Raw genomic sequence first — 7,365 nt, forward strand, 5'->3', positions numbered from 1 at the left:
ATATATCTTAGTTCAAACGTACCATAAGTAAGATGCAAAAAAAATCGTCATCCCACAGCGGAACAACGATTTTTTAACCTTAATAATGGCCGAGCAGTCCTTTTTTCATCGCATATTTTTCGCAGGCGATGTAGAACATGATTCCTATAAACCCATACACAATCGAATTACCAATGAGCAACAAGTAATCGCCCATTGTGAAATCAGCCAATGTATAGCCATTGATCATAATGTGTCTCGTCATATCAACGCCTTTGACAATTGGCGCTGCCACCATGTATGGTGCAGCCGATAGTGGGACGAAAGTCAACCCGGCGATGATAAACTGAAGAATTTGCAGGAAGGCATTGATTTGCTTAAAAATAAGTGCCATGCCAGCGACAATAAAGCTTGCCCCAATCATGCCGGCCACTGTCAACAGAAGGACCGGGATAATGGATACCGGATTTAAATTCAGCCATTCACCCGCTGTCGCCATCGATAAAAAAAGCAATCCGACCACCAGGACAAAGTGGTTGGCAATCGTACCAATCAATCGGGAAAGAAGGATATTCCATGGCTTGACGGGTGACATGTACAGCTGCTCCAGTGTCCCTTTCATCGCCTCATCAGATATCGTCCAGCCCATCGATTGCAACGTCATCATGCCAAAATACCAGAAAATATAATTGACAATCACGTATTGTGTGTTTGTGCTTGCCTGTGCCGGATCGCCGATAACCTGAATGCCGAACATCATCGCGATAAAAATGATATAAAATGTCAGTAGCAGACTGATCGTGTTCGCTTTATAACGTTTCAGTTCAACATATTCCATCATCGTGTTAACGCGCAGAACATTCCAAAATGCTGTCATGAGGTCACCCCTTCGTTCACAAGTTTACGGAACACTTGTTCAAAGTTAATTCCCGTCCGGTTGATCGTCTCAATCGGCGTTTCGTTTTGTTTTAAAATAGCCATCAGTTTGTAAATGTCCTGCTCCTGATCGAGATTAACCTCCAGGGTATCAGCCTCCCAATGGTGAATCGGAAACCGGGACGCAAGCATGGCCTGCTGTTCATCTGTGAGTGATGCTTTTACTTCAACCCGGTAAGCACTTGTCGCAAACAGCCTTAACAATTGGTCGACGCGTTCATTGGCAATGACTTCTCCTTCATTGATAATGATTGTCCGTTCACATAAGTCCTGAACAACCGGCATGTCATGCGTGCTGATAATAATGGTTTTGCCTTGTTCGTGGGCAATATGCCGAAGCAGGTTACGGACTTCGTAGCCGGTTTCGACGTCAAGGCCCAATGTCGGTTCATCCAGAAGCACGACATCCGTATCCGCCAGCATGGCTACAGATACCGCCAATTTTTGTTGCATCCCGCGAGACAAGTTATTGACAAGCTCATCTTGTTTGTCATGCAGCTGAAACAGGGTGAGCAATTCTTCTACTTTTTTGGCAATCTCTTTTTTCGGAACACCGCGATTGCCGGCAAAATAGACGAGATTTTCAAAAACAGTCAGCCGCCAATATAAATTACGATTTCCTTCCAGGACGGCACTGATATGGCGAAGGGCTTTCTTACGGTCTCGCACACTATCAAACCCATTTATCGTTACCGTTCCCTGATCCGGAACAAGCAAACCGCAAATCGTTTTGATGGTTGTTGTTTTGCCTGCACCGTTCGGACCGAGCAACCCAACAATTTCCCCTTTCATGACGCTGAATGATACATTGCTTACTGCCGTAAAGATCTGTTTCGATTTTCGTTTCTTATACGCTTTATGTATGGCGTTGACTGAGATGATCGATTCCATATTCTAAACCCCCTTTCAATGACTATATTTTATTATACGTATTTTTCTAAAATTCACAATCGGGCAGTGGATGTTTTTGCCATCAGTCCAGAGGCTGACATATGTTCCATCTCGAAAGGGGGCATTTCCACATAATTAGTTCTCCTACCATAGATAAAACTCAAAATATCAGTATGATTTTCTCATGAAACAGCAACGTTTCTAGACCATTGTTAAGAGCTTAATAAACTAGGAATTTAACTCATTAAAAAAGCTTTGTGGCGGTCTTTGTTATTAAAAATAAAACAGCTCAGTTCACATGAACTGAGCTGTTTTATTTGATTATTAAACAATTGCGTCCGATGATTGAATAGTCTCTTTTTGCCATTAGCTGGTATCAGGGAAGCAGCAGTGATTACATATTCCAATCCTGAATCCATTGTTTTGGTAGCTTAATTCCAGCTTGTTTAAGAGCAACAAAATACTGTCCTTGATGAATGCCTTCATGCTGAACTATGGTATTTAACAGTTCCATAATTGATAAATTTTCCGCACCCATTTTTATGCTTTCGTGGGTTACCTGTGTAAATTCAAAGGCCAACTCATTAGAGGCTCTTTCTAACTGATCAATTAGATTGTATTCAGATGGAAGATCACCCGGAAATTCTACAACACCAGTTCTTAATCCGTCCCTGTATATCTCCCTAACACGGATTATGTGGATGAATAACTTCCTCAGTGATCCCAATTCTGTAATCAACTGAATATCCCATTTGGTTTCCGAAATTTCCTTTGCTAAGGCATCAGTCATTTTTGCAGCATAAAGAAATCCATTCGAATCCATATTGTCTTCACCCCTAGCCATTTATAATCCTAATTACTATTTCGATTTAACATATAAAACTCCTTCTATTATTTCGTAAACTAGCCCCATGATGCAATATTGGAGCCAATCCTTATTAAGGATTAGCGCCCGTTTGTTTAAGTGAATTAATTCACAGTTTTGATTATTTATTTTTAAAAAGTTCCACTGTACATTAAAACTTTTAATATCACTACTGCAATATATACAATTACAAATATGAAACACATTATTGCAAATTTATAATCAGCGATTTTAATAGAATAAATTCCCTTAATTAAGAAGAATAAAAAAGCCAGAAAAGATATAATTTCACCATAGATTAAATGGTTTTGACGGTCTAGAAATGTTAAAATAAAACATATTATAGCTACGCTTATTAGGATAATATTAAATACAGATAAAGGTTTATTTACGAGTTTATCTGACTTCATATAATACACCTCCCATAGCTTATAGTTCCAATAACTTATATGGCCCAACTAACGAACAAATTTATTCCGCAACTGCGCCCGATTAATGAATAACTTACTAACTACCAGAATACTCATTAAAACTTTATATAATAAAATAACAAACCTCTCTTTCGTTGAGTCTTGTTATTTGGAACAAGAATGAAATGATGTTTAAAAGTCCGGTGAAAAACTATATTTTTCATCCATCAAAGATGCGAGAGATGCGAGCAAAGACCCGAATTTTTCTTGGATTTCCTTAAAAATAAAGGAAATAAAGTGATGATGGTGGTGTATTTCATCCCGATTTTTCGTTTCAGCGCATGCTGAAATACCGGTCCTGGGCCTTTTGCCTTTAAACCGGCTTAACTTCTTAAGATTTTGAACGATGGCGGTGCAGAGTGCCTGTTCCTGCATGCAGTCCAGCCCTCTGCTTCTGGCACGATCCATGCCGTGAACTGTCTTAGCCTCGGCGAATTCATGTTCACACTGGACACGCTCGTCTTGGATATCTTGATATTTGCCGTCAATCTGAATTTGTTTTGCTTGATTTTTGGCCTTGGCGCTGTCAACTTTTTCCTGCCGTTTTCTTTGGTGTTCAAGGTTGTGGGTTTTCCTTTGCCAAGTCGGAACTTCCTCCAACTCATGATCTCGCAACGAAATCAAAGGGATGATGCCTCGTGAAATTAAATAGGCCAAATATGCCGGTGTGCCATAGGCCTTGTCACCCGATAACGTCCGAATATGGATTTGCGGATGCTGAAAACGAACAGCGTTTAGCTGTTGTTGGCTAATTTCTCTTTCAGCTGTACCGGAAGCAACGCTCGCATCAGTTTTCAAAATAATCCCTGATTCAACGTCTATCAGGTCGTGTACAAGGTAACGTGGATAAGCTTCCTGCCCTTTGCTCTTTTTGTACAAACGGGCATCAGGATCTGTTGTACTCCGATGGGTTTGATTGGAAAATGTTTTGCCATGAAAATCCTCATGGCTGGCATTTTCCTGAAGCTGATCCGATTGATGATTGTTCTTTGATTTCGGAGGCTGAGGATTTTGATCTTCATCGTCGCTGTCCGTAATGTCTGATGGAGCCAAGGATGCCTCGTCACGTTGCTTTTTATCTTCCAGGTAACCTTCAATGGTTTGAACCGGAGCCAGCTCTATTTCTTCCAGACTGTGAATGGACGCGTTTGCACGCACTTGTGTGCCGTCCACACCGGCATGAACGTCTGGGCGAACGAGGCCGGAAGCAATGCACTGATCAACGACATGCATCATGATATCATCAAAAATACCGTGGCGACGCCAAAGCGCTCTTGTCTTAACAAGTGTTGTCCGATCGGGAAGAGAAGACTCAAAATCCAGGCCGCAAAACCACAGGTAGCCTGCATGCATGGGGAGCGTTTCAAACAGTTCCCGTTCCGAGTGATTAAATAGATACTCCAGTACAACCAGCCGCACGACCAATTCAGCATTTGTAGATGGCCGGCCTGTTTTTTCGGAGTAGAGAGGTTTCACCCAATCGTGGACAGCTGAAAAGTCGATCACATCTTTCACCCTTCTCAGGATATGGTGCCTGGGAACGAGATCCTCCATATCAATATATTGAAACATGCTGGGTTGAATGTGATTTTGCTTTGGCGAATGCATAAACGGATCATCCTTTTATAAGTGTTCTATAGACTATATTCGACATAAAGAAGGGAAATTCCTAGCACAGTTCGACTTTTTCACCGGACTTTTAAAAGGTTAGAAGATAAGTCACCTATTTAAAAGCTATCTAATTCCGATACTAAATTTTCTTTAAATGTTTGAAATTGGCTTTTTGTTACCATCATGTATAAAGCAGGCCCTGTATCAGTAGATACCTGGTTAGGCCCAAATATTCCTCCGTCTAATACAAAAAGTACACTAAATAACGTTTCGTTTTCTAATTTTTGAGCATTTGTAACTTCCATAAAAAATCCAGGCTCATTTGTAGAAATAAAGCTCGGATTTTCAGTATTAATAATATCTTGAGTGGTTTCTAACATGAATAAAAAGTCATTTTTTAAGCAAGTGATTTTTTCTTTAATCGTACTGTACTTACTTACAAGTGTTACATTAAAGGTAACACTAGTTTCATCCTTAGGTTCGATCTTCTCAATTTCTAAATCAATTTTACATGAGTTAAATTTTACACCATAATCTAATAATTCCGCCATCGTATATCCTCCATTTACCAACTCCAAAAACTAGATTGCCACCGATTTTTAGGTAGAAGAGATTGGTAAGTTGTTATTGTTTTGTTAGTGCTCTTATCAATAACTACAGCAACGCCATTTGATCTGTTATGGACGACTCTAGCTCCAGTTAAGCGATCTGTGTATCTTGCCCCAAAGATAGTGCGTCATCTAAATTTCTACCTGTTATAGACCTTTGTACGGCTCTCTGTGTTGTATGTGAACCAACCCTTACAGTTGCTCCCACTGAGATACGTGAAAGATATGATACCCCTGATCTAATTACTATACCTGCTAAGAGAGGAAGTGCTTTTGTTTGATATTCTGATTTTTCCTTACTGAAATCATTAATATACCGGTCAATTTCTTCTTCTGTGATATTTTTCTCTTCAGATTTTAAAATCTCAAGCTGTCGCTATAATTCGTTCTTTTCCTTCTCTTTAAGGTCGGTTTGTTCTACCTTTTCAGCTGTTTTTTCTCCATTAGAAGCCTTAACATATGGAGTAAAGACACTTGAAAATACTAGAAAAAAAGTTGCGATTAAACATAGATAAAGTCGTAATTTCATATGTATTTTATTTATGACAGTAACATTATTCCATAATCTACATATCATTTAAATAGTATTTTTTTACTATTTAAATTATTTCTTTTTGTTTATAATTAACTAACATAGAGAAGGAGGATAAGACGTTGATAAATTCGAAAAAAATAAGCCCTGTTAATTTGAACTTTTTATTCAACAAAATGGCCCTTATACTCAAAACCGGGCGGCGCTGATCGTTATTCCGCAAGCGCGCCCGTTTGCTTAAATAATATTAACATAAGTCGTTACTCCATAAATAACCGACCCTAAAATAAAAAGGGCACAAGTTGTAGCACTTAAGAGATATGTTTTATTTTCTTTTGCGTAAATCCATTTCATTATGGTACGGAAAGCAAATACAACTGTCATACCTATGAAAATAAATATTCGAAGGTATTTGAAGTCAGATATTGCTATAATCATCACAATAAAACTAGTCCAATAAAGTATTCCTTCACCGTATTTATGTAGTTTGTTTACATATGTTTTTCCTAAATCGGATTCCTCTATATTCAATTTCGTTATCAGCTTTCGATTGATAAAGTGATCTAAAACTAGAATAGCAATCATAATGGCAATAATGGTTACCATTTTTAATATGCCTCCTGTAAGCCTCGCCCTGCTTTTTTAATATAAATCGCAATTGTTTGTTTCATAATATACACTTATTATATTCTCAATCCATACACTCGATCCTGTGCCAATAATTCCTGACAAGCGCCTGTTTGATTAGTAATGTGGTTCATTTTTACTCAATTTACTGTCCACAATAAAAAATACAATAAGAGCTACTCCCATAAAAAATGAGTTTAATGCGTTAGAAATTAATCCGTACAGAGATAGTGTTATTATGCTTAGGAGTATAACAGTAAAAATAATTCTTAGCCTCAAAAATTTCCCTTTGAAATACTTTGACATACATACTCCCCTTTGTATCCTTATTCAATAAAATGGCCCTTATGTATGGAACGGGCGCCAAGACTTATTCCGGAATGGCGCCCGATTGCTTAAAATACTGTATTGTCAATGTTTGTTTAAGCTAATATCTGGTAATGGCCAAAATTACCCTTCCTTTGATTTCCACTTTGTGTAAAGCACATAAATAGCGTTCCCAATCGTTAAAATTATTGCTGCGGTTAAAAGACCAAGCATTAGATATATATTATAATCAAATATTAAGAACAAAATAGTCGCCACAACAAATGCTCCCCAACCTCCGATAGCAAAACGCCAGGGATGTTCTTTATTATTAAATAACATAATAATTTACCCCCTTACTTGTTCTGCATAATGGCCCGATTCAGGCACAGCGTTTATTCAACAACTGCGCTCCTTTTGCCGAATGGTTTCTTCTAATATTTGCTGATATTAAATCTTAAGTATTACACAGGTCCTCACTTTGTAAATTCAGCTTTAAATAAATATACAACATCGTATTTTTTTAATTCATTGGGATCT

7 protein-coding genes and 1 pseudogene are annotated in these 7,365 nt (G+C 38.3%); all 8 read right to left on the minus strand.

The window, feature by feature from the left end; all coding sequences use genetic code 11:
- Positions 1 to 79 precede the first annotated feature (79 nt).
- A complete protein-coding gene (locus ACFQ4A_RS08510; protein ID WP_382399548.1) occupies positions 80 to 856 on the minus strand; it encodes an ABC transporter permease in 777 nt (258 codons plus the stop codon).
- Complete coding sequence (locus ACFQ4A_RS08515; RefSeq protein ID WP_382399550.1) at positions 853 to 1,806, minus strand: ABC transporter ATP-binding protein; 954 nt, start codon at positions 1,804 to 1,806, stop codon at positions 853 to 855. Before ACFQ4A_RS08515 ends, ACFQ4A_RS08510 begins: the two co-directional genes overlap by 4 nt.
- A gap of 394 nt (positions 1,807 to 2,200) precedes the next feature.
- A complete protein-coding gene (locus tag ACFQ4A_RS08520) occupies positions 2,201 to 2,629 on the minus strand; it encodes a DinB family protein (protein WP_382399552.1) in 429 nt (142 codons plus the stop codon).
- Between the two features lie 173 nt (positions 2,630 to 2,802).
- Positions 2,803 to 3,081, minus strand: coding sequence for a hypothetical protein (locus tag ACFQ4A_RS08525; protein WP_382399554.1), 279 nt, complete (start codon positions 3,079 to 3,081; stop codon positions 2,803 to 2,805).
- A 333-nt stretch (positions 3,082 to 3,414) separates the two neighbouring features.
- Positions 3,415 to 4,749: pseudogene (locus tag ACFQ4A_RS08530) on the minus strand (transposase); the annotation flags it as partial.
- A 119-nt stretch (positions 4,750 to 4,868) separates the two neighbouring features.
- Positions 4,869 to 5,303, minus strand: coding sequence for a hypothetical protein (locus tag ACFQ4A_RS08535; protein ID WP_382399556.1), 435 nt, complete (start codon positions 5,301 to 5,303; stop codon positions 4,869 to 4,871).
- 826 nt (positions 5,304 to 6,129) lie between these two features.
- Complete coding sequence (locus ACFQ4A_RS08540) at positions 6,130 to 6,498, minus strand: DUF4181 domain-containing protein (protein ID WP_382399558.1); 369 nt, start codon at positions 6,496 to 6,498, stop codon at positions 6,130 to 6,132.
- A gap of 471 nt (positions 6,499 to 6,969) precedes the next feature.
- Positions 6,970 to 7,167 (minus strand): hypothetical protein, encoded by a 198-nt coding sequence (locus ACFQ4A_RS08545; protein ID WP_382399560.1) that lies wholly within the window; start codon positions 7,165 to 7,167, stop codon positions 6,970 to 6,972.
- Positions 7,168 to 7,365 lie beyond the last annotated feature (198 nt).

Source organism: Lentibacillus salinarum (assembly GCF_042679865.1).
Taxonomy (GTDB): domain Bacteria; phylum Bacillota; class Bacilli; order Bacillales; family Amphibacillaceae; genus Lentibacillus; species Lentibacillus salinarum.